Source organism: Chloracidobacterium sp. D, from assembly GCF_018304685.1.
Lineage (GTDB): Bacteria > Acidobacteriota > Blastocatellia > Chloracidobacteriales > Chloracidobacteriaceae > Chloracidobacterium > Chloracidobacterium thermophilum.
Map to the genome: position 1 here is coordinate 171,711 of NZ_CP072634.1, position 25,625 is coordinate 197,335.

The window sequence follows — 25,625 nt, forward strand, 5'->3', positions numbered from 1 at the left end:
GGCGCGGGCTACTCGTACCGCAGCGCCTCGGCCGGGTCGAGCTGGGCGGCCCGCAGCGCCGGCAGGAAACCGGATACCAGTCCGACAGCAACCGAAATACCAAAACCGACGCCGATGGACCAGAGTGGCACCAGCGACGGCACGCTGGGGACAAAGGCGTTGAGTCCGGCGCTCATCCCGACGCCAATCCCGATGCCCAGCGCGCCGCCGATGAGGGAAAGCACCACGGCTTCAATGAGAAACTGCGTCAGAACGTCCCGGCGGCGTGCGCCGACGGCGCGGCGCGTCCCGATTTCCTTTGTGCGCTCCGTGACCGACACGAGCATGATGTTCATCACACCGATACCGCCGACGAGCAGACTGACCGACGCCAGGGAGACGGCAATGATGCCCAGCACAGAGGTGATGCTGTTGAAAGTCTCAAAAATAGCATCGGGCGTGCTGATGCCGAAGTTGTCGGGCTGGTCCGAGCGAAGCCGGCGGCGACGGCGCAGCAGCTCCGTGATTTCGTCGCGCATGGCTTCGAGACGGCCCTCACGGGCGTGGGCAATGATGGTGATGCCACGGTCGCGGAGCAGGTCGGGATACCGCTGGGCCAGATTGGCGTAGGGAATCAGGATTTGCCGGTCTTCCGGCGTATCACCGAAAATGCCGGTCGGACCCTTTTCGACGACCCCGATGACCCGGTAGGAACGTCCTTCAAATTCCACCATTTCGCCGAGCGGGTTCTGCGTGCCAAAGAGCTGTTCGGCGGCGACGGGGCCGAGCACGGCTACGTCCAGCTTGCGGTCGTGTTCTTCCGGGGTAAAAAAGCGTCCCAGGCGCAGGTTCAGCCAGCGCACTTCCGGGTAGTTGGCCCAGACGCCAAAGGCAATCGGGCGAGTGGCTTCGCGCCCCTTGTACTTGAGACGGTACTGCGTGGCACTCGGCCCAAAGCTGCCGACAACAAGCTGCGGGGTGGCGGCACGGACGGAAGGCAGGCGGTTGACGGCTTCGGCATCCTCTTCGGTGAGCGGTTTGCGCTGTCGTTCTTCGGGCGTCACCCGTGAAAAGCGCGGCCCGATGGAATCGTAGCGGCTGATGTAAAGCACCTCGGGCCCAACCTGCGCCGCCAGCTTCGCCGTCCGGTCCTTGACGCCGGTCAGTACCGAGGAAACAGCAATGACCGTCGCCGTGCCCACCAGCACGCCCAGAACAGTGAGCAGGGAGCGGAGCTTGTTGGCCCAGACGTTGATGAGCGCCAGCCAGATGTTTTCAAGAAAGAGTTGCACCGTCAGCGTCCCGGTTTCAGAAATCAGCCATCAGGGACGGTAGCGCAGCACCGTGCCGCCCTGCCCCACGGCCCAGCCGGTTTGCGGATCGAGGAAGAAGGCCCCGTAAATCTGCGTGCCGGCAAGGGTTTTTTCCTCCCGCCAGGTGCGGCCGCCATCCCGTGTCGCCCAGATGCCGACTTCATACGGCGGGGAAGAGCTGTCACGGGAAAGCAGTGCCCCGATAGTCCAGCCCGTACGTTCGTCCAGAAAGTGTGTCACATGAAAGCCCGGCACTGCCATCCGGCGTTCGCTCCACGTCGCGCCGCCGTCGTTGGTGAAGTGCAGGGTGACGAAGCGGGCGTCGCCCCGGTAGAGTTCCGAGACGACACTGCCGCGCCGGGCATCGAGGAAGCGCATCGAGGTGATGTCGGCGCTCGTGGCGGCAAACGGAATCGGGTAGCGCGTCCAGGTTTCGCCGCCGTCCTGCGTCCAGAACACACCGGCCGGGCGCGTAATGCCGCGTCCGAAAAAGTTGCCCGCCACCCAGCCCCGGCGCTCATCGAGAAACTGCACGAGCGTAAACGTCAGGACGACATCGGGGAGACCTTCGGGCCGCTCGATGGCACGCCGCAGTCCCTCGCAGGCCGTCCACGTTGCACCGCCGTCCGTGGTACGGAACACCGCGCCGTAGTTGCCGACGGCAAACCCAACCTGTTCGTTCACAAACCACAGGCTGCGCACATCGAGTTCCGCGATGGGACGCCAGACCGTCCCGCCATCGTCCGTGCGCAGGATGGTGGGTTCAATGCCATCTACGGCTGGATCAAGACCATAGGTGCCGCCGACGGCGGCCCAGCCGGTCTGGGCATTCAGAAAAAACAGACTGGTGATGTTGGCTTTGGTGCCAGTGACCTGTTCGACCCAGTGCCGGCCGCCATCTTCGGTGTGGAGAAGCGTGCCACGCCGTCCGCCAACCCAGCCTTTTTCCGGGCTGATGAAGTAGGCGCAGTGCAGATCGGCGCGGGTGGGTGTGGAAAGGCGTATCCAGGGTGACGGGTCAGGACGGAAATCCGCCCAGGCGGGCGTCACCGGGGCCGCGATTCCTTCCATAAGCAGCGCCGGACGTTCGGCCTGCCGGGGCAACTGCCGCCCCGGGGCTTCCACCGGGGGAGGGGGTGTTTCTCCGGGCGCTGTAGCCGCGTCGCCGGGTTGTCCGCCGGTGCTTTGGTCGCCAGCCGGCAGCGGGCTGGTATCCGGCGGCGGCTTGACGACGGCCGGCGGTGGTGCCGGCTGGCCCTTTGGCTTGATGACCAGCACTGGCGGCGGCAGGGTTTTCGCGGACGTGTCACGCGCTGGCGCGGCCGTCGGTGAGGGAGCACCTCTTGGCGGCGGAAGCGGAGCCGGGAGCGCCGGAGCGCGCGTCAGCGCGGCATCTGCCGGGCCGTCATAGACCGTGATAAACGCATCCCGGACGCCGATGGCACGCGCGTAGCGTTGGGCTTCGGCCGGGCTGGCAAAGCGTCCGACCCGCACCCGGTAAAATGTCCCCTGGGGCAGTTCGACCTTGACGTAGTAGGCCGCCACGCCCCGCGCCCGGTAGGCGGCCACGGTTTCGCGGGCTACCGTTTCATCGTTGACCGAGGCCACCTGGACGGTGTGTGTCCGTCCCTGGCCGTGGCCCCGGCCGTGGCCGATGGACGTTCCCAGCCAGAACAACAGGATGGCAACCAGAATGTATCCGGTGGGCGCGCAGGTTCTCACAGGTGTCTCCCGGCGTGGAAGGCGGCAATGCAAAGTCCTGACCTGGATAACTGCCGTCGCTTCAGAGAAAAAGGCGGACAGATGGACTGGGCCTGTGATGAAACATACAAAAGTTGGCGGGATGTCGCTTGCCGTCGCTTGCACCGGTGATTATGGTGTGGTGTGCGCAAGTCCATTTCGTTTCTGCTCCATCCACGATGCCCGTCAATCCAGACATCAACTATACCGCAGTTCTCCCGGAAATCTGCCTGACCGCTACCGGTTTGGTAGTCATGATGTATGACGCTTTTGCCAGAGAAAGCCGGCGGTGGGCTGGTCTGATCGTGTTGGGCGGGCTGGGTCTGGCCGCCTATGGCGTCTGGCGCTGGGTTGGTCTGTCGCCGGGTTCAAGCTTCAACGGCATGCTGGTGACGGACCCCCTGCGTACCGCCTTTGCCTTTGTGTTGCTCCTTGTGGCGGCGCTCTCGGCCCTGCTGGCGATGCCAACTTTTGGACATCAGTCCAAAAGTGGCGGCGAATACTTTGCCCTGCTGACCTTTGCCACGGTAGGCATGCTGCTCATCGCCGGCGCTGGCGACCTCGCCATGCTGTTTCTGGGTATCGAGATTCTTTCGATTGCCTCCTACGCCATGGCCGGTTTCCGGCGCAGCGATCTGCGGTCGAATGAAGCGGCTGTCAAGTATTTCATTCTGGGTTCGTTTTCGACGGGCTTTCTCGTCTATGGCATGGCGCTGGTCTATGGCGCGACGCGCACGACCAATCTCAAGACCATTCAGATCGTCGTGCAAAACGGCAACCTGACGTCGGAATCACTGCTCCTGACCGGGGCGGCGCTGATGCTGGTCGGACTGTGTTTCAAGGCGGCCGCCGCACCGTTTCACCTCTGGGCGCCGGATGTGTACCAGGGTGCGCCGACGCCCGTGACGGCCTTTATGGCGGCCGGCCCCAAGGCGGCAGCCTTCGTCGCCCTGCTGCGGGTCTTTGCCGAGATGTTTCCGGCTGAAGCCGGGGCGCTGCACCAGACGTGGACGCTCATCCTCGCCACGGTGGCCGTGCTCTCGATGGTCATCGGCAACGTCGTAGCCATCGTGCAGGACGACATCAAGCGCATGTTGGCCTATTCCTCGATTGCCCACGCCGGCTATGCCCTGTTGGGGGTTATCGTCGGCGACTGGAAAGCCACTCTGTTTTACCTCGCCGGCTATGCCGTGATGACCTTGGGGGCGTTTGCCGTCGTGGCCTACGTGGCGCGTGAGGACGACCGCCAGACGCTCATTCTGGACTACGCCGGGCTGGGCTTTCAGGCACCGGGAGCGGCTGTGGCGCTTGCGGTCTTCCTGCTTGCACTGGGGGGGCTTCCGCTGACGGCCGGCTTTATGGGCAAATTTGTTCTCTTCCGGGAAGTCTGGCAGGGGGGCTACGCCGAACTGGTCATCGTTGCCGTGCTCAACAGCGCCGTGTCGCTTTACTACTACCTGCGCCCGATTGTGACGATGTTTTTCCAGGAAGGACGGCAAAATGAGGACGAACTGCCCGACCTGCCGTGGACGCTGACCACGGTGCTGTCAGTGACGCTGGCTGCTGTGTTCTACCTTGGCATCTTTCCGGAACCCATCCTGGCTGGGCTGACGCGCAAAGTGGAATCCGCCCCGGCCGGTGAGCTGCCACGGGCTACGCCGTTGCCACGGGCGATGCCGGGCCGGTAAACGCACGAATCAGGCTGGAGTGGCGTCGAGCCGGGTAGGGCGGTACAGCCCCAGCAGGGCGCGGGTCAGGTGATAGAAGTTCTTGCTCATGATGCGGATGCCGTCGAGCATCGGCATCCGCACCAGCGTTTTGTACATGTAGGATTGAAACGTCAAATCCTGCACGCCACGGTCGCGGCAGATGGCCACGAATGCTTCCCGCCGGGCGTCGTTTTTGTAGTACAGGTTCTGCATCAGTTCGAGGAAGCGGAACGTGGCCCCGTACTTCTTCAGAAAAGCCTTCTGGTAGGCGCGATAGAGTTTTTCGCTGCGCAGATCGTGACGACATTCCAGCATGGCCTCAGCGGCCATCTCGCCGCTTTTCATGGCGTAGAAAATCCCCTCGCCTGAACTCGAGGCCACGAGTCCGGCGGCGTCGCCAACCAGCGCGACGCGGTTCGTCACCCAGCGGTCATAGGGGCGGAGCGGAATGGGCGCGCCTTCGCGCAGCGTGGGGCGTTCACTGATGCCCAGGTGCTGCTTGAAGGCTTCAAGGTGTCCCTTGAGATTGGCGCTGCGAATGGCCGTGCCGGTGCCGACGGCGACGTGGTCGGCTTTGGGAAAGACCCAGCCGTAAAAGTCGGGCGAGTAGCGGCCGTCATAGTAAATGGCACAACGGTCGTTGAGGCGGCGCGCCGTTTCGGTATTGAGGGCAAACCGCTCCTGGACGGCCGCCGCGACGAGACCGCCCTGGTGCAGATCGAAGGTGCGCGCCACGAAGGAATTGGCCCCGTCCGCGCCGATGATGGCATCGGCCACCAGCGTCTGGCGGTTTCCCTGGGGCGTGGTGAAGGTGACGGTCGCGCCGCGTTCGGTGGCATCCACGCCTTCAACCCGTCCCTCGACGACGAGGGCACCGAGTTGACCGGCCCGCTGGCGCAGAAACGCATCGAACGCCTCGCGGCAGACCATGCCGACGTAACCCTGGTGGATGTCCATGGTGACGGCCCGCCCCGACGGGGCATAGACCGCCACGGAGGAGACCCGCCGCTGGATGAGGTGCTCAGGAATGTCGAAATCCCGCACCAGAACCGGTGGAATGGCACCACCGCAGGGTTTGATCCGGGAAAAACTTTTTTCGATGAGTACCGTCTCAACGCCGGCCCGCGCCAACGTGGCCGCCGCCGTGGCCCCGCCCGGCCCCCCTCCACATACAATCACCCGCATAAAACACGCTCCCGGTAATGGATTTCAACGGTGGGAAGCCGGGCGGTTCTGTGCCTGGCCACTTCTGCATCACGGTTTTATGCCGCGCTCCCGGCAAAACCGGGCGAGCTGTCCGGGGTAACGTGTGTAACGCTACAGAGAAAAAGTTTCAAAAGGCGCAGCGTACCTTTGCTCGTTCCCACTCGACTCGGACACTCAAGCTCCATCCTTCCGGCAATCAATTTGCAGGGAAGGAAGCGTCTGCTTGCTGCGTCCCCACTCAACAAGGACACGCTCCTCCCTGCAAACCCGGCCGTACTTCCCCACCAACGGAAGTACGGCTTTATTCCTGACAGAATCAATTTGCAGGGAAGGAAACGTCTGCTTGCTGCGTCCCCACTCAACAAGGACACGCTCCTCCCTGCAAACCCGGGACCGTATCGGGCGCCTTTGTGTCGCCACACGATACGGCAGTCTCTTCAAAGCGCGCTCATCTCAATCATGAGTTCGCGCTGACGGCATCGGCCAGATGCTCGATGCCGCGACGGTCATCCCGCCGTTCCTCCTGCTTTTGGGGCGTCGTCCGCCCCATGGACAGCAACAACCACACGGTGGCCATCAGGGCCAGGGCTTCAAGGGCAAACACACCCTGGTAGGCCAGCCCAATCTGTCCCGTCACCGCTTCCAGTCCGGCGCGTCCGACACCGGCGGTCAACCCGGCCGTGCCCTGCGCCAGTGCCTGAGCAATGCCCCAGACGCCCAGGTAGGTGGCCGCCTGACCGGGGCGCGTCATGTCCATCATCATCGCAAGGGCCCCGACAGCGAAAATCCCGCTGCCCATTCCCAAAGTGAACACCCCAACCCGCAGAACTCCGCTTCCCAGGCCTGCGGCTGCAATAACAAGTCCCAATCCCAACGTACTCAAAAATGCTCCCAGCAATGCAATCTGTTTGCGTGAGAGGCGTCGGGCCAGGATGAAACCGGCAAACAGCATCGAGATGAGTGTGGCTCCGCCCCAGGTCGGCTGAAGGCGGGTTGTATCTGCCAGCGACATCTGCAACACCTGCGCGCCGTAAGGTTCGAGGAGCACATCCTGGGCGTTGACGCCGAAGATACCCAGCGCGACGACGGCGAAGAAAATCTTTGAATCCCGGTCGGCCGTCATAACGGCAATGGTTTCGCGCAGCGTCGGGGGCTTTTCATCCTCAGCCGCCAGATTCCGGTGGCGCGGCTCCATGCCGATGACGGCCGCCAGCATCAGCAGGGCGGAAATCCCTACCACGGTGTAGAACAACTGCCGAAGCACCTGGTCGAGTGCGGCCGTGTCGAGGGCCGTTATGTCGGTGGACAGCTTCGACAGGTTCAAGTCAAAGTACTTCGCAATGACGATGCCCGTCGCCACGATGCCAAAGGCCACCATCATGAACCAGGCCACGGAAATCGTCCGGGCGCGGTGTGGCCCCGACAAATCACTCATCAACGCCAGGTAGGGCACCGAAGCGGCGTTGAGTCCCAGCCCCCAGAGCGCAAATGCCATCCCACAGGCCAGACTGCCCCAGAACGGTTGGGTCCGCATCCACTGCGCCGCATGCAGGATGAGCAACAGTGAGCCGAGGGCGACCAGCATGCCGCCCACGATGTAGGGCGTACGGCGGTAGCCCCAGAGCGGCCGCGTGTCCGAGGCATAGCCAGCCAGCGTGCGCATCGGGCAGACGACATAGTGCGCACAGACGAATATCCCCACGAGCGCTGCGTTGATTTGCCACTCACTGATCATCACCCGGTTCAGGATGCCGAAGACGAGCAGCGCATTCATGCCAATCGCCACATTGAGCAGTCCCAATCGGATGGTCGCCGGTAATGACAAAGGGAGTACGGATGGGGATGACATAGGTTTCAGGCGTTTGGTTGGGGGGATTCAGTTCATCTGCTACCAACCTACTTTCAACTCGGCAGAAGTCAAAGCGAAAGTGTCTTTTTACGAACAGAACTTTTTGACGCCCGGCTTCCCCGGCTTTCCGTGGATGTCATCGGGCAGGTCTCTGCCGGTTCGGTCCGGTTTCGGGGTGCGCCACGGCTTTGTGCGGCGACTGTCCGCCAACCTACTTGAGTCACGGCAAGTCTTGGCGTAAGTATGGAATACGCCGGGTAATCCTCCGGCTGGCGCTGCGTCCTCACCTTTTTCAGAAGCATTGCCTGCGGAGTCGTGTGAACCTATGGCTGTCACCATTGAACTGTCTTCGGTGTATCTTCCCCTGACCGACAACCAGCGCGCCGTTACTGTCGAGGCGACGACGGTCGGCGAGGCGCTACGCAAGCTGACGGAGAAATACACCAAGCTCAGCAAAGAGATTTACAACGGGCGTGGGCTGCGTCAGCCAAGCGTGAGCATTTACGTCAACAGCCGTGACATCAACACCCTGGACGACATCAACACGCGCCTTGAAAACGGCGATGTGGTTACGGTTGTGCCTTCCGTGGGGTGGAAACGCCCGTACGGCACAATATGAACCGTGCCTTCGCCCGGGATGCTCCGGGTGGCAGAGCCGGATGGGAAGCCGTGCTGTCGTCATGCGCCTGAGTCTGACGTGTCTGGTGGGTACGGCGGTCATCCTGTCCGGTTGTGCGTCTGACGCGCCACGTCCTGTCACCACACCGCCGACACCGCCAGCCGCGGCCCCGGTGGCTGATGCCGCGCCCGAACCGCCACTCAGTCCGCTTGATGATCCCCGCGCTCCGGTCGAACGTGTCGCGCAGGCGCTGCTGGCGCAGCGCGAGTTGAAGGACCGGGCCTTCCGGCTGGAGGCTGATTCACCCATCCCGGCCGAACGGCGGACGACCTTCAGGGGGCTGACCTATTTTCCCTTTGATCCCAACTATCGCTTCGTCGTCACGCTCGAACCATGTTCCAAAGAAACCACCATCGAGATGGCGACGAACCGCCCCGGTGAAATCCGGCGCTACCGCTGCGCCGGAGTCTTCCGGTTCAAGGTGGAGGGCGTGGACTGTTCGCTGCTGGTCCTGACGCCGGACCTGGGCGTGCCGGAAGCTGCGGCCGATTTGTTCATTCCGTTTCGGGATACGACCGCCGGCCGGGAAACCTATGCGGCCGGGCGTTACCTTCAGCTCAGACGCCGCCCGACCAACGAATACGTGCTCGATTTCAATCAGGCGTTCCATCCGTACTGCGCATACGGCGGCGCTTACAGTTGTCCCCTGCCGCCGCCGGAAAACCACCTGCCGGTCGCCATCCGGGCCGGCGAGAAGCTGCCGGAAAAGCCGCCAAAGTAGCCTTCGGCCGGCGGGCGTGGGGTTTCTCACTGGTTTGCGCCCGGTGGGGCGGAAGGGTTACGCGCTGTTGCCGGCGACAGCATTCCGGGCTACATCCAGGATGTCCGGCAGGCGCGTCTGGATGGCCTGAATGCAGGGCGTCAGGGGCGTGTCGCCTTCCAGCGGCGGCGCGAGCGTGTGAATGAAATCTTCAACCCGTTGGAGCTGTGGGCTGGTGCGCAGCGGCCGCAGAAAGGGCAGGGCCTGGGTGGCCACCAGCAGTTCAATGGCCAGGATGGCCGCAAGGTTTTCGGCGACCGTCCGCAGCTTGAGCGCCGCCGTCATGCCCATCGAAACGAAGTCCTCCTTGGCGGCTCCGGTGGGCAGCGACCCCACGGAAGCCGGATGGGCCAGTCCCATGTTTTCGTTGCACAGCGCAGCGGCCGTCACCTGCGCCATCATCAGCCCCGACTGGAGTCCCGGCTGCCGCGAAAGAAACGCCGGCAGCTCCGACAAGTCCGGGTTGAGCAGACGCTCGATGCGGCGTTCGGCAATGCCGCCCAGGGTGGCCGCGGCCATGGCGCAGGCATCCAGCGCCAGCGCCACCGGCGCGCCGTGGAAGTTGCCGCCAGAGAGCACCTCACCTGTGTCGGTGAAGACCAGCGGATTGTCGGTGGCGCTGTTGAACTCGGTCTCAAGGGTGTGCTGCGCGAAGTGAAAAACATCCCGCGCCGCGCCGTGTACCTGGGGCATGCAGCGCAGGCTGTAGGCATCCTGTACCCGTGGGCAGTCGCGGTGCGACGCCATAATCGCGCTGCCGTCCAGCAGGGTGCGCAGATGCCGGGCAACGGTGATCTGTCCGGGATGGGGACGCGCCGCGTGAATGCGGGCGTCAAAGGCCGCAGCCGTACCGTGGAGCGCATCGAGCGAAAGCGCGCCGGCGATGTCGGCCAACTCGGCCAGTTCGAGCAACCGGGCCAGCGCCAGCCCGCCCACGGCGCTCATCGCCTGCGTGCCGTTCAGAAGCGCCAGACCTTCCTTGGCCTCAAGGGCAAGCGGGCGCAGCCCGGCGCGGGCCAGAGCGATGTGTCCGGGCAGGCGTTCGCCCTGAAAACTGGCTTCGCCTTCACCGATGAGCACCAGCGCCAGGTGTGCCAGCGGCGACAGATCGCCGCTGGCCCCGACCGAGCCTTTTTCCGGGATGACCGGATGCACACGGGCATTAAGCAGCGCCACAAGTTGTTCCAGAACCACCGGCCGGACGCCGGAGGTGCCCTGCGCCAGCACGTTCGCCCGCAGCAGCATCATGGCGCGGGTTTCGGCTTCAGAGAGCGGCGCTCCGACACCACATGCATGCGAGCGCACGAGGTTGAGTTGCAGCTCCGTCAGCGCCGCCGGGGAGATGGTGACGGATGACAGCTTGCCAAAGCCCGTGTTGACGCCATAGACGATGCGCCCTTCGGCGAGAATGGCGTTGATGAGGGCGCGACTGCGGGCCAGCCGGGCCGGAACGTCAGGGGCAATTTCGACCACTGCCGAGCCGTCGTAGGCGACATGAACGACATCGGCCAGGGTCAGTCCATGACCGCGAATGTGCATTGGGGGGAAACTCCGCAGCAAAAATGGGTGAGAGGTTGGCCGGTGGGGACAGGCGTCGAATTGACCGCAGGGGGATTACCGATTACCGTCACGGCATCCGCCGGCCAGCCACGGCGACGATTTCCAAGTCCTTCGATCAAGCGTGAACGTGGTGAATCTCCTCGATTTCGATATTGACCGCCTGCATGCCGCGTTTCAGGCGCGGACCTGTTCGGCTACCGAAGCCTGCCAGGCGGCGCTGGAAACTATCGCGCAACGCAATCCCGACCTCAATGCCCTGCTTTCGGTGCTCTCTGACCGGGCGCTGCAACAGGCCGCAGAAGTGGATGCCCGGTTGGCCGCCGGCGAACCGCTGCGCCCGCTGGAAGGGGTGCCCATTGTCGTCAAAGACAACCAGTGTCTGGCCGGCACCCGGACGACCTGCGCCTCAAATATCCTGGCCAACTACACGGCAACCTATACGGCCACGGCCGTGGCGCGCCTGGAAGCCGCCGGGGCTGTCATTGTCGGCAAGGCCAATCTGGACGAATTCGCCATGGGGTCGTCGAATGAAAACTCGGCCTTTGGCCCCGTCCGCCATCCGCTGGACGCGACGCGCGTTCCCGGCGGGTCAAGTGGCGGCAGTGCAGCCGCCGTCGCCGCCGGCATGTGTCTTGCGGCAACGGGCAGCGACACGGGCGGCTCCATCCGGCAGCCGGCCAGTTTCTGCGGCATCGTCGGCGTCAAGCCGACCTACGGGCGCGTCTCACGCTATGGCCTCGTCGCCTTTGGTTCATCGCTGGACCAGATTGGCCCGATGACGCGCACGGTACGCGATGCCGCGCGCATGCTCGGCGTGATGGCCGGCTACGACGTGCACGATGCCACGAGTTCGCTGCATCCGGTTCCCGACTATCTTGCCGAACTCGAAGCCGACCTGCGCGGCTGGCGGGTGGGCGTGGTACAGGAAGCCTTCGGTGCCGGGTTGGACGCGGACGTGGAAGCCGCCGTGCGGGAAGCCCTGAAGACTTACGAAAGCCTGGGGGCAACGCTGGTTGAAGTCTCCCTGCCACATCTGGGCTATGCCATTGCCGACTACTACATCATCGCCACGGCCGAGGCGAGCGCGAACCTGGCGCGTTTTGATGGCGTCCGCTACGGCTACCGCGCACCGGAGGCGACCACGGTTCACGACATGTATGCCCTCAGCCGTGAGCAGGGCTTCGGGCCCGAGGTGAAGCGACGCATCCTGCTGGGAACGTATGCGCTTTCATCGGGCTACTATGACGCCTACTACCTCAAGGCCCAGAAGGTGCGGACTCTCCTGCGTCGTGATTTTGAACGGGCCTTTGAGCAGTGCGGGGTGCTCATGATGCCGACCGCGCCAACGCCGGCGTTCAGGCTGGGCGAAAAGACGGACGATCCCCTGCAGATGTACCTGTCTGACATTTACACCGTTACGCTGAACCTGGCCGGTGTTCCCGGCATGAGCCTGCCCTGTGGCACAAGCCGGGAAGGGTTGCCAATTGGCCTGCAAATTGTGGCCCCGGCCTTTGAAGAGACCCGGATGTTCCAGGCCGGGCGGGCGCTGGAGCGTGCCCGCGCGTGACAGCGCGCCCCGGGAAGCCGGAACCGACTGGAGGTGTCAGTATGGTAGCTGTGTCCAGCCGCGGCTGGAGACCGGCGAAGCGGTGGCGCTGGGGACGCCTGGGCGGCGGGCTGTTGCTCGTGCTTGGGCTGTCGCCAGCGCTTGTGGGCGGCCAGTCGCTGGCGGCCGGGGCCGCTCTGATGAAGGAAGCGGTTGCCGACGAACGGCAGGCGAACCTCGAAGCGGCGCGCCTGATCCTGGAGCAGGGGCTGAAGGAAAGAAATCCCGACCACCGATGTGAAGCCGTCATCGCACTGAGCCTGACCCGCGTCGAGAACAATCCCTTTCCGTTGCTTGAAACCGCCCTGGCCGACAAGGATGTGTACGTTCAGGTGGCCGCCTGCGCGACGCTGGCCGGGCTGTCCGATCCGCGCGCGCTGCCGCTGCTCCGGCAGGCGCTTGGCAGCGAGACACCCGAAGTGGCCTTTGCGGCGGCCAAGGCCCTGTATGCCCAAGGGGATGAAGAGGGACGACAGGCGCTGCTCGATGTCGCCATGGGGGAGCGGCAGGCCAGGTCGGGCTACTTTTCGGTACAGCGGCGCAACCTGTTGCGTACGATGAAGACACCGGGTGGTTTTTTTCGTCTGGCCTTTCGCTACGGGATCGGTTTTGCGCCCGTGCCGGGGCTGGGGATGGGACTGTCTTCGCTTGCCGGGCTGCTGGCCGATGCCAACATTTCGGGCCGCGCCCAGGCGATTGCTACCTTGCCGCCCGTGCGGGACGGTGAGACGGTCGCCATGCTGCGCGAGGCGCTGACGGATGAAGACTGGGCCGTGCGTGCGGCGGCCGTCCACGCGCTGGCCGTCAGCGACCAGAGCCTGGCTTTGCGCGATCTCGTGCCGCTGTTGCAGGACAAGAAAGAAGCCGTACGGTATCGTGCGGCGGCGGCGTATCTCCGCCTGGCGACGCCGCCGGCAGCGTCAGCGCGCCCGCCGGCCAAGAAGCCACGTCCGGGGCGTCGCCGGGGTTGAGATGGAGACATGGCACGCCCGTCTCCAGCGGAGTATGATGGTGAAGCTTGCGGCTGACATTTTGGCACCTCGAACGCGCCTGCACTGGTGTGCCGCGAGCTGTCTGCTTTTGGTGCCGGGATCAGACAGGCAAGGCTGGCAGCGATGGTTTTCTTTCGGTTTTTCTGAACAACAGCCATGGCTCAAAAAATTCGTGACTGCCTGAGTGTGGCGGAGTTTGTGCCGGTGGATTTCACTTCTCCGGGCTGGGAAAGTGAACTGCTCCAGCGGGCGCTGTTGACCTACGAGTTTGGGGATGTGTTGCAGCGTTTGAGTGAGCGCCTGTTGGCTCCCACACCGGCCGGGCACCGGGCGTCACTGCTGGTCGGCCCGCCGGCCAGTGGAAAGTCGTTTCTGCTGCGCCTGGTGCATGCGCTGGCCCGGTCTGCCGGCCGACCTCTGGAACAGGCGGCGCGGCGGCTTCAGGACATCCATGCCCAACTTGGTTCCCGGCGCTGGCACGTTGTGAGCATCTATGGGGAGCAGGTCAGCACCTCGGATGTGACCCTCACACCGCTGGACTACCTGGGGCGCTTCATCAGTTACACGCTGGCCTCCAGCGGCTCGGCGGCCGTCGGGAGCAATCTGACAGCGGCTGACATCCTGATGTCCTGCCGTGCCATCCCCGATGAGGAAGGCATCGTCGTGATCATAGACAGCCTCGACGATCTGCTGCGGAACCGCACGCCACGCACGGCCGGCGTCGTGGTGGAGATGCTGGAGTTGCTCAGTCAGGTGTCGCGTCAGTTTCCGCTCTGTGTGTATGTCTCGGCAACCGACATCCTGCTCGACAGTGCCAGGGGACATCGCCTCTCACCCGCTCAGGTGGCGACGCTGCTGGCCAGTTACACGGTTGAATACATCGGGGAAAATGCCATTCCGGCGCTCATCGGCGCGCATCTGCTGACCAAAAATGCCCGGCAGCGCCATGCCGTGACCCAGGTGCGGGAGCAACTGCAACGCAAGCTGCCGGAACTGCACCTCGACGAACAGCGGCTCATCAACCTCTATCCGCTGCATCCGATGGCGTGGGATATTGGGTCACGGCTGCGCCGCTACCTGGGTGGTTTTTCCTTCCCGGCCTTTGCCCTGAAAGCTGCGGAGCGGATTCGGAATCGTCCGGCGGAAAGCCTGTTTACCGTGGATGAAATGTTCGATGTGCTGGAGCCGCTGCTGCGCGCCGCGCCGCCGCTGGCCCACGCCTTCGAGAACTACGACCAGGCGGTGGAAGCCGTGCTGCCGCGCATCAGCCAGGGGCAGCGGCTGCATACGCGCATGCTGCTCAAGGCGATTCTCATGCACTCCCTGGCCGGCATTCCCGCCACAGTGCGCGACCTGACCAATGGCATCCTGTTTTACGATCTCTATGGGCAGAAGCCGACCTACAAGCTGTCGGCGGCATTGCTTCAGCAGATCAGGGCGCTGGCCAAGAATGTCATCGTCACAGGGGATGACCCGGAGACCCGTGAGTATCGTTTTCCGCTCCATCCGGGCGAAGCCCTGACCAATCTGCTGGATGCCCAGGCGGCAAGTCTGTCTGACCACGATCCGCGCCTCAGCCTGGCGCTGCTGGCTGCAGCCAGTCAGCTCTTTGAGGATTTTCCCCTCGGCTTTGCCGAGGGGGGCGACAAACTGTGGGGGCTACGCTGTACGCACCTGTGGCACATCATCCGCCAGGACGTGCTTGGTGTGATCTGGGAACCGGCTCAGGCGAACCGGGGGAGTGACTACCAGATGCGGGTTCATTTTCCGCGCCGGGTCGGGCAGGCGGACTTTGATCTCGAAGCCATCCGGGCGGAAGACCTGGGCGTGCACTGGTTGCCGGGCGCGCTTGATACTGAGGATGTCTGGGCGCTCAAACGCCTTGTGTGTCTCTCTGATCCAACCCTGCTAGGGGGCGTAACGCCGACGGACGAACCAACGCAGCGCCTGTTTGAGGAAGTGCGCCAGGCCGGTGTTGCCCTCTTTCGCCGGAAGTACCTGACCGAGGGCCGCTTCGTCTTTCGGAACGGGACGGTCAGCGATGTGCCGCTGCCCGTCCGCCCGGAACCCTGGCAGATGTGGGAGTGGCTCCTGCCGTTGATCTCGCCGGTTTCGCCTGAAGGCATGCCGGAGGCGCTGTCTCTGGATGCGGCGCTGTGGATTGGGCATCTCGTGGCCCCGACGCGCCAGCGCGTGGAGATGTGCATTCCCGACGATCTTGACCGGGCACTGGCGGAACTGGGCGCGTACTACCATGCCTGGCGGCAACGCGATCTCTCCAAAGCCGTTGAAACGCTGTCTCAGGCACCGGAAGAAGCCACGGATATCTGGGAAGCCATCCAGGTCATCCGCCGCTTTGACCGGGTGGCGGCGCACGTCCGACATGCGCTGATGCACAAATCCATCGCCGAAGAAATGGAAGAAGTGAGCCTGCTGTTTGACAGCGATCTCGATGCGTTCTGGCGCGACCGGGCAACACTGGAGGCCGTCTATAGCTACAGTCAGGCGCAAGCCAGTTGCGAAGCGAAGTTGCGTTACCTCAACGAGAGCTTCCCGACCAACAATCCCGTTGCCGAGCGGATTCGCTCCACGTTCAAGCTCCGGGGGGCGCCGCCCTGGCAGTTGTTTTATCCGAACAACCGCAAGCAGGTGGATTTGGCCTTTGGTGCGTTCCAGCCGGTGTACGCCGAGTTTTACATCCTGCTCCACGCCAGCGCGACTCAGTCGAATGTCATCGAACCGCTCTGTACGCGCCTGGTTTCCAGTCCCGAATGGCGCAACCTGGAAATGCTCACCCAACTCAGCATCAGCCGGCAGGACTTTCTCGTGGACGCCATCAACGAAATCTCAAACCTGTATCAGATGGTGTGTACAGAGCCGGTGGAAGACATCCTGCTCACCCAACCCAAATGCCGCTGTGGGTTTGCGCCGGAAGAAGCCGGCCGGCTCAAGCTGGCGGAGGAACGGGCGCTGAGTCTGGTGCGGCGTGGGCTGGAGATTCACCGCGACATTCTCCGTGGCCAGCGCGATGTGATTCGGGACCGGCTCAAGCGCCGCCGCCAGCAGGTGCCGCCGGAAATCATTCACACCATTGCCGCCCTGGTGGGCAATGACGAGATGCCGCTGCTGGATGATAGAACCATCGCGGTTCTGAATGAGGTGCTGGAAGCGTGAGGCCAACCTCTTGCCAAATCCAGTCTCTTGTCTGGCGGTGACCGGAAAGCCTATGGTCAGAACGGAACGGACCTATCTCGGCAAGCGCGACATGATTTTCGGCTCGCGGTATATCACCCAGACGGATGATGACCGGGTTGAGTACCGCTACATTGCCTCCTGTGGGGAGAGTTACCTGTTTGAGATCATTGGAGATGATGTCTATATCGTGGCCGAAGGGGGCAATCTGGATGAGTTTGAAGCCTATGCCCGCTATCTGGCCGAGGTGGTCTATCCGGGGCAGGCACTCCGCTCTCCCGAAGACCCAACGCAGTCGGGCGCACTGGCTCTGCCGCCAGAGCCACAGGAAGGACCACAGGAACAGATGAACCGCCAGGAACCAGGAGAAACCAAGGCAGTATTATGAAGCTCATCACGGCCATCATTCGTCCCGAACGTCTCCCAGAGGTCAAAAATGCGCTGTTTCGCATTGGTGTCACCGGTTTGTCCGTCCACGGTATCCGGGGACACGGCGGTGAACCCGAAATCATCGAGTATGTTCGCGGACAACGCATCGTGGTTGACTTCACGGAAAAAGTCGCGCTGCGCATTGCCGTTTCCGAGCCTTTCGTGGAACCGACCATCACGGCCATTCTCACGGCGGCACGCACTGGGAACGTGGGCGATGGGAAAATCTTTGTTCAGCCCCTGGAGCGGGTCATCCGCATCCGTACCGGCGAGGAAAATGAAGCGGCCCTGACGCCGCTCACCGCGGACGAGGTGCAGGCGCGGGCGCTCCAGGAAGCCTCCGGCCAGACAGCTTCCGGCCAGACAACTTCCGGGAAGACAACCGACCATTCTGAGCGATAGCACTTTGGGTAAAGCGCCATGAACGAGACAGCGATTTCATCCGGTGATACCGCGTGGCTGCTGGTTTCCACTGCGCTGGTGTTCCTCATGACGCCCGGGCTGGCCTTTTTCTACGGCGGGCTGGTCAGCCGGCGGCACGTGCTCAATACCCTGATGATGACTGTCGGCGCGCTGTGTGTGGCCGCCGTCATCTGGGTACTGATAGGCTACTCTCTGGCCTTTGTGCCCGGCGGGCCGCTGGTGGGCGGACTGGCCTGGGTAGGCTTTCAGGGAGTAGGCGACGCACCCCAGTCCGATTATGCCGCTACAGTGCCTCACCTGGCATTTGCCGCTTTTCAGGGCATGTTTGCCGTCATCACCCCGGCGCTCATTGCTGGTGCCGTGGTCGGGCGCATGGACTTCCGGGCCTTTCTGCTGTTCGTTGCCCTGTGGTGTCTTGGGGTCTATGCCCCGGTAGCGCACTGGGTGTGGGGCGTTGGGGGATGGATTCGCGCTTCCGGGGCGCTGGATTTTGCCGGCGGCACCGTGGTTCACATCACCGCTGGCTGTGCGGCGCTGGTGGCCGCCGCGCTCGTCGGCGCGCGCGCGGATGTCAAGCGTGCGCCTTTGCGTCCGCACAACGTGCCCTTCGTCCTGCTGGGGGCGGGGTTGTTGTGGTTCGGGTGGTTTGGTTTCAACGCCGGTTCGGCGCTCACGGCAGGCGGCCTGGCCAGTCTAGCCCTTGTGACCACGCATCTGAGCGCGGCGGCGGCCGTCCTCATGTGGCTGGCTATCGAAGTCTGGCGCACCGGGAAAGCCACGGCTGTGGGCGCAGCGACGGCTGCGGTTGTGGGATTGGTCGGCATCACGCCGGCGGCAGGTTTCGTGTCACCGTTGGCAGCTCTGGTCATCGGTGGTGTGACCTCGGCCGTGTGCTATGCGGCGATCCAGTGGCGCAGCCGCCTCAGCCTGGACGACACCCTCGATGTCTTTGCCTGCCATGGTGTCGGCGGCATGTGCGGCGCTTTGCTGACCGGCGTCTTTGCCCGGCAGTCGCTCAACGAAGCCGGGGCGGATGGTCTGCTGGCTGGCAACCCGAAGTTGCTGCTGATCCAGTTGATGGCCGTAGCGGCTACGCTGGCCTACACCCTGGTCGTGACGTTCGTTCTGCTGAAGCTCGTGGGTCTCATTGTGCCACTGCGCCTGTCTCCGGCGCAGGAGCGGGAGGGAATTGACCGGTCGGTGCATGGCGAAGCGGCCTATCACGAGACAACTGGCGATGATTTGTTTGACCTGGGCGCGGCTTCGGACAACCTTGACCCGGCCGTGATGTAGTCCTGGGGGTGTCCGGCGTGACCGGGCGCTGTCACTTGTTTTGAAACCGTAGCCTGGTGGGTGTTTGTGGAACCTCTCGCGCGACTTCTCCCAGAGCTGATCCGGCTGTCCAACGGGCAGCCGGAAGTGCTTTCGGCGGCCTGCTGCGCGGCCTGGGCGCTGTCGGTCGGCGACGCCACGCTGCGGGCCAGCCGGGCGGTGGCGCTGACCGACCGCACGTTGACCGTTGCCGTCCAGGACGCCCGCTGGAAACGCCAGCTCGAAGTGCTCGCCCCTCAGATTCTGTTTCGGCTCAACGGTCTGCTGCGGCAACCGCTTGTGACCCGGGTTCACATCATTGTGGACAGAAAGTTCGTGGCGGCTGAAAACCGGCGGCCGGCTCCGGCAGCCCTGCCGCCCGTCACCCTCCCGACAGAGCTGGTGGAGAGTGCCAGCGTCATCCGTGATGAAGCTTTACGCGCCCAATTCCTGCGGCTGGCCGCAGCCTGCTTTGCCCGTGACCGTCTGGCGGAAGGCTCCTGACCGGGTCCGCAGTCTCTCCGCGGCCTGTGTCGGCAAGGTGTCGTGCATCTTCCGTGGCGAAACGTAAACTAAGGGAAACATCCGATTCCGGCTTTTCCAGTCTGGGCGGCCAGCGGCAAGCCCTCTGTACCCATGTTCGTTTGCGCTGTTTGCCAGTATGCACTTGAGGATGACCTGCGTGTTCCTGCTGCTGCGATTTCCCACGTTTCGCGGGATATGCTGCATCTCAATCTGCCTTACTGGGATGAGCGCGAAGGCATCTGCCGCGACTGCCTCGACCGTTTTACCCATGCCCGGTCACGGGTAAGTCTTTATCTGCCCACTCCCGGCGGAACATCTCTGCCCAAGTTCAAAATTCTGCCCACCCCCCTGCGGCTTGGGGCGAGTCCCCGCTACACAGGCCGCGGTGTGACCATTGCTTTTCTGGATTCGGGCTTTTATCCGCACCCGGACATCACCCAGCCGGTCAACCGCATTCTCCACTACCACAACGTGTTGACGCGGCGGGCTGACCCTGCCGAGTTGGCCACGCCGGATGACTCCAGTTGGCATGGTTTGATGACCTCGGTTGTGGCGGCGGGCAATGGCTTCCTGTCCAAGGGGCTGTATCGCGGGATTGCTTCGAGCGCGAAACTGGTGCTGGTCAAGGTCGGCACCACCCGCCGGATTTACCACGACGACATCCGGCGTGGTTTGGACTGGGTGTACCGCCACCGGCACCGCTTTGGTATCCGCATCGTCAACATTTCCTGCGGCGGCGATTATGAAGCCTCGTACCTGACGGATCCGCTCTCCCAAGCGGCCGAACGGCTGGTCAAGGCCGGCGTGGTGGTGGTGGCGGCCAGTGGCAATGCCGGACACCAGCGGGAGCATCCTGTCCTACCGCCGGCCAGTGCTCCGTCGGTCATTGCCGTCGGCGGTTTTGACGACAAAAACACCCTCGACCCCAACGAACACGACGTGTATCACTCCAGTTACGGCGTGACGGTGGACGGTCTTCAGAAGCCCGAAATCATTGCACCGAGCATCTGGATTGCCGCGCCCATTCTGCCGGGGACGCCGACCGCCCAGCAGGCCGCCCTGTATGAGCAACTCAGCCGCGCGCCGGATGGCGAACTCCGCGCCATTCTGGCCCGGCACACCGGGATTGACGCCGAACTCGATGCCGCCGCGCACCTGGAGCCGTACCAACTGCGCCTGCTGGTGGAAGGCAAGATGCGCAACGAAAAGGTCATTTCCGGGCACTACAAACACGTGGACGGCACTTCATTTGCCGCACCGATTGTTTCTTCCATCGTGGCCCAGATGCTGGAAGTCAATCCGCGCCTGACGCCGCAGCAGGTCAAGCGCATTCTCATCCGTACGGCGCGGCGGTTGCCCAACATCGAAGCCGACCGCCAGGGGTGGGGCGTGGTCAATGCGCGGCTGGCCGTGGCGGCCGCGCTCAATGGCGGCGACATCCTGCCTTCAGGGCACGACTTCCACCTCAACGGGCTGTGACCGTTCGCTTTCATTCCCGAACACATCCACGGCCGTGACGAAGTAGAGATAGACCCTGCCGCGTACGCCGGTCAGGTCCTGGAAAGTCGTACGCTGGATGGGGGTGGGCGTCAGCCGGGTCGGTGGGTCATTCGTGCCGCGTTCGCGGCGATAGATGATGTAGCCCCGCAGGTCCTTCTCCGGGCTTGACGGAAAAAAGAGATTGACGATGCCGGCCGCGGAAGCGCCGGTCACGTTGGTTGGGGCGGCCGGCGGGAAGGTGTCCACGGGGCGGACCCGTAACGCCGGCGACGGGCGGCTCTCCACCGGCGCGCCCTGAACGTAGCTCACCGCCCGCACGACGTACTCATACTCCTCGCCAAACGTGAAGTCCGTCTCAGCAAACTGGGGGGTGGGCAGAGGTGCACTGTTGCGCCGGGATTCCACGGCGCTTCCGGCAGCGCGCCGATAGACGTTGAAGCGCACCTCCGTTGCCGGAGAGGCGTCAAGGTTCTGCTCCGGCGGTTGCCACTGAAGACGGATGGCTTCCTGAGTGACTGCGGCCTGCAAATCGCGTGGCGGCTGCGCCACGGACAGCGCCGGATAGACCAGGGCATATCCCGACAGGGGAGACGGGCGCCCACGGGCATCCACCAGCCGGATGGCATACCGAATCCGTTTGTCTTTCCAGCTTGTGTCCTGGGGGTCGAAGGCATCCGCGTAGGCCGGCCCTGCGCCGGAAGACAACTCCTGACCGGTAAGCGACCCGATAAGCCGCGCGTCCTGCACAAAGCGGTCTTCCGGCAGCGCCAGCGGGGCGTTGCGGGGTTCAATCCGGCGCAGAATATCGGCGCGCGCAGCCCGGTCGGTGGCGACAAAGCGCACCACAATCTGGTCGCCGTACTGGGTTGCAGTTGGCTCACCGGCCGCCGCCAGCGTGAAACGCGGCGGAGGCACGGGCGGCCCGACTTTGGCGCAACCGGCGCTGCCCAGCGCCAGCAACAGCCCGCTCCAGGCCAGCCAGAGCCGGACGGTCTGCCGCCAGCCCAAGTGGGGCTGCAACCCCCCGTCAGAGGATGTACTTGCTGAGGTCTTCATCCTGCACGATGTCGGCCAGAACCTTGCGGACGTATTCGGCATCCACGCGGAAGTGCTTGTCTTCCAGGTCGGGCGCCATGAAGGACACCTCATCAAGCACCTTTTCCATCACCGTGTGCAGCCGGCGGGCACCGATGTTTTCGGTGTTCTGATTGACGGTGTAGGCAAAGTCGGCGACGGCTTCAATGGCATCTTCGGTGATCTCAAGCGTGACGCCTTCCGTTTCGAGCAGGGCAACGTACTGTCGGATGAGTGAGTTGCGCGGCTCGGTCAGAATCCGTTTGAAGTCTTCCTTGGTGAGGGGATCGAGATTGACGCGGATGGGAAAGCGTCCCTGAAGTTCCGGGATGAGGTCAGAAGGCTTGGAGACGTGAAAGGCCCCGGCGGCAATGAACAGGATGTGATCCGTGCGCACCATGCCGTAGCGCGTGTTGACCGTCGTGCCTTCGATGATAGGCAGGATGTCGCGCTGGACGCCCTCGCGGGAAACATCGGGACCGCTGCTGTTTTCGCGGCCGGCGATCTTGTCAATCTCATCCAGGAACACGATGCCGGATTCCTCGACGCGCTCGACAGCCAGGCGCGCTACCTGGTCCATGTCCACGAGTTTTTGTTCTTCCTCCTGGGTCAGGTACTCCAGGGCCTCCCGCACGGACATGTTGCGCACCTTTGTGCGCGTTCCCGGAAACATACCCGGCAGCATGTCCCGCAGGTTGATATCCATTTCCTCGATGCCCTGGGGCGTGATGATTTCAATGCCGGAGGGAAAACCACGTTCCTTGACCTCGATTTCCACGAGCCGGTTGTCGAGCCGGCCTTCACGCAACTGCTGGCGGAGTTTTTCGCGCGTCCGCTGGAAGGCGGCTTCATCCTCCGGCGCGGCGGCCTCACTGTCACGGCGGGTTGGGAGCAGGATGTCCAGCAGCCGTTCCTCGGCGTTCTGGCGGGCCTTTTCCTCGATTTCCGCAATCTTTTCCTCCCGCACGAGGTCAATGGCAATGTCCACGAGATCGCGGATGATGGATTCCACATCGCGCCCGACGTAGCCGACTTCGGTAAACTTCGAGGCTTCGACCTTCAGAAACGGCGAGTTGGCCAGACGCGCCAGACGCCGGGCAATTTCGGTTTTGCCCACGCCGGTCGAGCCAATCATGATGATGTTCTTCGGAATGACATCCTGTGCCAGGTCAGGCGGTAACTTCTGGCGGCGGATGCGGTTGCGCAGGGCAATGGCTACAGCCCGCTTGGCAGCGGCCTGACCGACAACGTACTTGTCGAGTTCCTGAACAATTTGGCGGGGCGTCAGATCATCGAGGCGAGGCGTGTCTTCAACCGTGCCGGGGAGGTAAATGACCATGGGTGTCAAGCGGGCGGGATCAGAGGTGTTCTTCCCATCCTGAAACGGTAACGGGGCAGTGGGTCCATGCCCGTGCACATAATCCGATTGCCCGGTCTTGTCAACAGACGGGCGGCGGGAACAAAACCGTCTGGAAAAGGATTCGTTGAACCGCCCGCGTGCCGTCAACCTCACGGCTGGACGTTCTGCAGCCAGGTCGGAATGGCCGCCAGCATTTCGTCGCGCACGCGGCGAAAGTCAGCCAGGTCATCCGTCTGGGCCGGGTCAAAGAAGCTGTGGTGCAGTTTCCGGCCCGAACCCAGCCATACCGGACAATCTCCGGCGGCGGCGTCACAGACGGTCACAACCAGATCAAAGGCCTGATCCTGAAGTTCATCGGCGTGTTTGGAGCGCCCCGCGTGCCGGATACCGATTTCTTCCAGCACGGCCAAGGCTTTGGGGTGCACGTAGCCGGCAGGCCGGGTGCCGGCGCTGAACGCCTGCCACTCACCGGCATACCGGGCATTGACGATGGCTTCCGCCATCTGCGAGCGGCAGGAGTTACCGGTACACAAAAACAGCACCTTCTTCATGCGGTTGTCCCCCGGCTGTCAGTGCCGTGCGTCAGTGTCGCCGTTGCAGCATGAAGTCAGCGTACATGTCAAGCAGCTTCCGGTGCGGCCCGGCCGGCAGGACGGACAGGTGCTGCTTGGCGTCCACCAGATAACGGATGGCAAGGTCGCGGGCAAAGGCAATTGAGCCGGTTTCTTCGAGCAGGGCAATGGCTTCGGGCAACTCTCCATTGAGATCGCGTTTCCCCAGCAACTCCAGGAAGCGGCGGCGGGCCGCGGGCGATGCATGCTGGAGAAAGTGAATGACAATGAGCGTCTTTTTGCCTTCACGAATGTCAAGACCGAGCGGCTTGCCCAGACGTAGCGGGTCGGCCTGCAGGTCGAGCACGTCATCCCAGATTTGAAATGCTGTGCCGATGTTTTCCCCGAAGGTCGCCATGGCTTGCAGATCGGCTTCGTCGGCGTCCGCCGTCAGCATCCCGAAGATGCAGCTTGCCCGGTACAGCGCCGAGGTCTTGCGGGCGGCCATGCGCAGGTAGTCTTCAATGGTCAAATCCGGGCGGCGCTCGAAATAGAGATCGTCAAACTGCCCGTAGCACATCTGTTTCGCCGTCTGGCCCAGGATGTGCACCATCCGCAGGGCATGGTGACGGATGCGGGAGGCCTGCTCGACGGCTTTGGCATAGAGCAGATCACCGACCAGCAGGGAAAGGTTCAGTCCGAAACGGGTGTGGAGCGTGGGGCGGCCGTGCCGTTCAGGGCTGCCATCCATCATGTCGTCGTGGATGAGCGAGAGATTGTGCAGGTACTCCACGGCCAGTGCCGGCGGCAGGGCCGCTTCCAGTGTGCCGCCCGCCGCCTCGGCCGTGGTGATGACCAGAAACGGACGGAGCCGTTTGCCCTTGCCGTCAAACAGGTGCAGGACCGCCTGACGGAGTTCCGGCTGTGTGACTTCGCTCAGGTCCTCGGCAATTGCCGTCTCGACGAGGTGGGCAACCGTCTGAATCCGCTCGACAAGCGGCGCGAAGGTCGTTGGCAGGGAAAGACCGGGCGGTATGATGGACAATCCATTGGTGGTCGGCACCGCGTTGGCGGGCACATGCGTCATGATGGGCGTCTCCCGAAAGAGATTCGACTGGGACGCTCACCCGCCGGGAGGCTGGGCGGGAGGCGGCGGGCGTCATCCGAAATTTTGGGCGATACGTTCAAGTCCGCTACGTTCAAGTCCGCCAGGCGCCGTTCGAGCCGTTGCCGCTCGAACGGGCTGACTTCGGGGAAGTCACGCAAATAAGCGTGGTAAGCCTGATGCGCTCCCTGCCGGTCGCCGGCATATTCCAGCGCGCGTCCCAGCCAGGCGGCGGCGGCGCGGCGCAGTTCGCGGTCTTCCGCTGCATTGGCGACCCGTTGAAAATGTTGGGCGGCTTCAGCATAGGCGCGCTGACGGATACACAACTCACCCAGCGCCTGAACGTCCTGCCAGTCGGTGTCGTCCCCGGCCGTCGCCTGGCGGAGTTCCTGTGTGAGCAGCGCAACGGCCTGGTCTTCAGCCGCCAGACGGGCCCGCCAGAAACGACGGACCAGCCACGGCCCAATCCGCTGGGCCACCCACCAGGTGAAACGCGGGTAGCGCAGGGCCATGCGCGTGATGACCGTCACGACTCGCATCTTGAGAGTTGTCATGAGAGTGACCTTCTTTTGAGCTGGCGATGCGGGAACGTGTCGCGCCATCCTATATGAACCGGCCGGATGTACCAAGCCAGCCAAGGCTACCCTTCAGACGTCGCTGACACTGCTGGCCGGAGCTGCCTGGCCGCCGGTTTCAAACGCAAGGCCGAGGGGGTGCAAACCCGTCCTCGGCCCGATTCGTGTCGGTTGTCCCGACTCCCTA

The 25,625-nt window shown here is 63.5% G+C and carries 21 protein-coding genes; 11 read left to right on the forward strand and 10 right to left on the reverse strand.

What is annotated here, in order from left to right; translation table 11 throughout:
• Positions 1-8: 8 nt before the first annotated feature.
• Positions 9-1,271, reverse strand: coding sequence for an ABC transporter permease (locus tag J8C01_RS00720; protein ID WP_211432051.1), 1,263 nt, complete (start codon positions 1,269-1,271; stop codon positions 9-11).
• A 30-nt stretch (positions 1,272-1,301) separates the two neighbouring features.
• Complete coding sequence (locus J8C01_RS00725; protein WP_211432052.1) at positions 1,302-3,014, reverse strand: YCF48-related protein; 1,713 nt, start codon at positions 3,012-3,014, stop codon at positions 1,302-1,304.
• A gap of 197 nt (positions 3,015-3,211) precedes the next feature.
• On the opposite strand from J8C01_RS00725, the gene J8C01_RS00730 reads away from it, so the two are divergent.
• Entirely contained in the window at positions 3,212-4,720 is a 1,509-nt protein-coding gene (locus J8C01_RS00730) for an NADH-quinone oxidoreductase subunit N (RefSeq protein WP_211432053.1), read from the forward strand.
• Positions 4,721-4,729: 9 nt separating this feature from the next.
• On the opposite strand, the gene J8C01_RS00735 is transcribed toward J8C01_RS00730, so the two are convergent.
• Positions 4,730-5,926, reverse strand: coding sequence for a geranylgeranyl diphosphate reductase (locus tag J8C01_RS00735; protein ID WP_211432054.1), 1,197 nt, complete (start codon positions 5,924-5,926; stop codon positions 4,730-4,732).
• Between the two features lie 478 nt (positions 5,927-6,404).
• Entirely contained in the window at positions 6,405-7,796 is a 1,392-nt protein-coding gene (locus J8C01_RS00740) for a BCD family MFS transporter (RefSeq protein ID WP_211432055.1), read from the reverse strand.
• Between the two features lie 325 nt (positions 7,797-8,121).
• On the opposite strand from J8C01_RS00740, the gene J8C01_RS00745 reads away from it, so the two are divergent.
• Together J8C01_RS00745 and J8C01_RS00750 are read left to right on the forward strand one after the other, a co-directional pair.
• Complete coding sequence (locus tag J8C01_RS00745; RefSeq protein WP_014098664.1) at positions 8,122-8,415, forward strand: MoaD/ThiS family protein; 294 nt, start codon at positions 8,122-8,124, stop codon at positions 8,413-8,415.
• 40 nt (positions 8,416-8,455) lie between these two features.
• Positions 8,456-9,196 carry a DUF1684 domain-containing protein gene (locus J8C01_RS00750; RefSeq protein ID WP_014098665.1) on the forward strand — a complete coding sequence of 247 codons (741 nt, stop codon included), beginning with the start codon at positions 8,456-8,458 and terminating at the stop codon, positions 9,194-9,196.
• A gap of 57 nt (positions 9,197-9,253) precedes the next feature.
• On the opposite strand, the gene hutH is transcribed toward J8C01_RS00750, so the two are convergent.
• The gene (gene hutH, locus J8C01_RS00755; RefSeq protein WP_211432056.1) at positions 9,254-10,774 is read right to left on the reverse strand and encodes a histidine ammonia-lyase; all 1,521 of its coding nucleotides are present in this window, start codon (positions 10,772-10,774) and stop codon (positions 9,254-9,256) included.
• Positions 10,775-10,916: 142 nt separating this feature from the next.
• On the opposite strand from hutH, the gene gatA reads away from it, so the two are divergent.
• The 8 genes from gatA (at position 10,917) to J8C01_RS00795 (ending at position 20,752) form a co-directional block, all read left to right on the forward strand.
• Complete coding sequence (gatA, locus tag J8C01_RS00760) at positions 10,917-12,362, forward strand: Asp-tRNA(Asn)/Glu-tRNA(Gln) amidotransferase subunit GatA (RefSeq protein WP_211432057.1); 1,446 nt, start codon at positions 10,917-10,919, stop codon at positions 12,360-12,362.
• A gap of 41 nt (positions 12,363-12,403) precedes the next feature.
• Positions 12,404-13,372 (forward strand): HEAT repeat domain-containing protein, encoded by a 969-nt coding sequence (locus J8C01_RS00765; protein ID WP_211432058.1) that lies wholly within the window; start codon positions 12,404-12,406, stop codon positions 13,370-13,372.
• Between the two features lie 177 nt (positions 13,373-13,549).
• The gene (locus tag J8C01_RS00770; RefSeq protein ID WP_211432059.1) at positions 13,550-16,567 is read left to right on the forward strand and encodes a DUF6079 family protein; all 3,018 of its coding nucleotides are present in this window, start codon (positions 13,550-13,552) and stop codon (positions 16,565-16,567) included.
• A 52-nt stretch (positions 16,568-16,619) separates the two neighbouring features.
• Positions 16,620-16,973, forward strand: coding sequence for a hypothetical protein (locus J8C01_RS00775; protein WP_211432060.1), 354 nt, complete (start codon positions 16,620-16,622; stop codon positions 16,971-16,973).
• On the forward strand, positions 16,970-17,416 hold the full coding sequence (locus J8C01_RS00780; RefSeq protein WP_211432061.1) for a P-II family nitrogen regulator: 447 nt from the start codon (positions 16,970-16,972) through the stop codon (positions 17,414-17,416). The genes J8C01_RS00775 and J8C01_RS00780 overlap by 4 nt, the downstream gene beginning before the upstream one ends.
• Before the next feature lie 18 nt (positions 17,417-17,434).
• Positions 17,435-18,730: an ammonium transporter gene (locus tag J8C01_RS00785; protein ID WP_211432062.1), complete on the forward strand. Its 1,296-nt coding sequence runs from the start codon at positions 17,435-17,437 to the stop codon at positions 18,728-18,730.
• Positions 18,731-18,796: 66 nt separating this feature from the next.
• Entirely contained in the window at positions 18,797-19,252 is a 456-nt protein-coding gene (locus tag J8C01_RS00790; RefSeq protein ID WP_211432063.1) for a DciA family protein, read from the forward strand.
• A gap of 216 nt (positions 19,253-19,468) precedes the next feature.
• Positions 19,469-20,752, forward strand: coding sequence for a S8 family serine peptidase (locus J8C01_RS00795; protein ID WP_014098674.1), 1,284 nt, complete (start codon positions 19,469-19,471; stop codon positions 20,750-20,752).
• Here the strand turns inward: J8C01_RS00795 and J8C01_RS00800 are convergent.
• From J8C01_RS00800 to J8C01_RS00820, 5 genes are all read right to left on the reverse strand, one after another.
• Positions 20,720-21,829 (reverse strand): fibronectin type III domain-containing protein, encoded by a 1,110-nt coding sequence (locus tag J8C01_RS00800; RefSeq protein ID WP_211432064.1) that lies wholly within the window; start codon positions 21,827-21,829, stop codon positions 20,720-20,722. The genes J8C01_RS00795 and J8C01_RS00800 overlap by 33 nt on opposite strands.
• Complete coding sequence (gene hslU / locus J8C01_RS00805) at positions 21,801-23,186, reverse strand: ATP-dependent protease ATPase subunit HslU (RefSeq protein ID WP_211432065.1); 1,386 nt, start codon at positions 23,184-23,186, stop codon at positions 21,801-21,803. The genes J8C01_RS00800 and hslU overlap by 29 nt, the downstream gene beginning before the upstream one ends.
• 170 nt (positions 23,187-23,356) lie before the next feature.
• Positions 23,357-23,758 carry an arsenate reductase ArsC gene (locus tag J8C01_RS00810; protein ID WP_041569025.1) on the reverse strand — a complete coding sequence of 134 codons (402 nt, stop codon included), beginning with the start codon at positions 23,756-23,758 and terminating at the stop codon, positions 23,357-23,359.
• Positions 23,759-23,789: 31 nt separating this feature from the next.
• Positions 23,790-24,845: a polyprenyl synthetase family protein gene (locus tag J8C01_RS00815; RefSeq protein WP_211432066.1), complete on the reverse strand. Its 1,056-nt coding sequence runs from the start codon at positions 24,843-24,845 to the stop codon at positions 23,790-23,792.
• Positions 24,842-25,417, reverse strand: coding sequence for a tetratricopeptide repeat protein (locus J8C01_RS00820; RefSeq protein WP_211432067.1), 576 nt, complete (start codon positions 25,415-25,417; stop codon positions 24,842-24,844). The genes J8C01_RS00815 and J8C01_RS00820 overlap by 4 nt, the downstream gene beginning before the upstream one ends.
• Between the last annotated feature and the right edge of the window lie 208 nt (positions 25,418-25,625).

Bases quoted from the DNA above. Each gene is read 5' to 3' on its own strand.
- J8C01_RS00730 (WP_211432053.1), top strand. From the start codon at position 3,212: ATGCCCGTCAATCCAGACATCAACTATACCGCAGTTCTCCCGGAAATC.
- J8C01_RS00735 (WP_211432054.1), bottom strand. From the start codon at position 5,926: ATGCGGGTGATTGTATGTGGAGGGGGGCCGGGCGGGGCCACGGCGGCG.
- J8C01_RS00740 (WP_211432055.1), bottom strand. From the start codon at position 7,796: ATGTCATCCCCATCCGTACTCCCTTTGTCATTACCGGCGACCATCCGA.
- J8C01_RS00745 (WP_014098664.1), top strand. From the start codon at position 8,122: ATGGCTGTCACCATTGAACTGTCTTCGGTGTATCTTCCCCTGACCGAC.
- J8C01_RS00750 (WP_014098665.1), top strand. From the start codon at position 8,456: ATGGGAAGCCGTGCTGTCGTCATGCGCCTGAGTCTGACGTGTCTGGTG.
- hutH (WP_211432056.1), bottom strand. From the start codon at position 10,774: ATGCACATTCGCGGTCATGGACTGACCCTGGCCGATGTCGTTCATGTC.
- J8C01_RS00765 (WP_211432058.1), top strand. From the start codon at position 12,404: ATGGTAGCTGTGTCCAGCCGCGGCTGGAGACCGGCGAAGCGGTGGCGC.
- J8C01_RS00770 (WP_211432059.1), top strand. From the start codon at position 13,550: ATGGCTCAAAAAATTCGTGACTGCCTGAGTGTGGCGGAGTTTGTGCCG.
- J8C01_RS00775 (WP_211432060.1), top strand. From the start codon at position 16,620: ATGGTCAGAACGGAACGGACCTATCTCGGCAAGCGCGACATGATTTTC.
- J8C01_RS00780 (WP_211432061.1), top strand. From the start codon at position 16,970: ATGAAGCTCATCACGGCCATCATTCGTCCCGAACGTCTCCCAGAGGTC.
- J8C01_RS00785 (WP_211432062.1), top strand. From the start codon at position 17,435: ATGAACGAGACAGCGATTTCATCCGGTGATACCGCGTGGCTGCTGGTT.
- J8C01_RS00795 (WP_014098674.1), top strand. From the start codon at position 19,469: ATGCTGCATCTCAATCTGCCTTACTGGGATGAGCGCGAAGGCATCTGC.
- J8C01_RS00800 (WP_211432064.1), bottom strand. From the start codon at position 21,829: ATGAAGACCTCAGCAAGTACATCCTCTGACGGGGGGTTGCAGCCCCAC.
- hslU (WP_211432065.1), bottom strand. From the start codon at position 23,186: ATGGTCATTTACCTCCCCGGCACGGTTGAAGACACGCCTCGCCTCGAT.
- J8C01_RS00810 (WP_041569025.1), bottom strand. From the start codon at position 23,758: ATGAAGAAGGTGCTGTTTTTGTGTACCGGTAACTCCTGCCGCTCGCAG.
- J8C01_RS00815 (WP_211432066.1), bottom strand. From the start codon at position 24,845: ATGACGCATGTGCCCGCCAACGCGGTGCCGACCACCAATGGATTGTCC.
- J8C01_RS00820 (WP_211432067.1), bottom strand. From the start codon at position 25,417: ATGACAACTCTCAAGATGCGAGTCGTGACGGTCATCACGCGCATGGCC.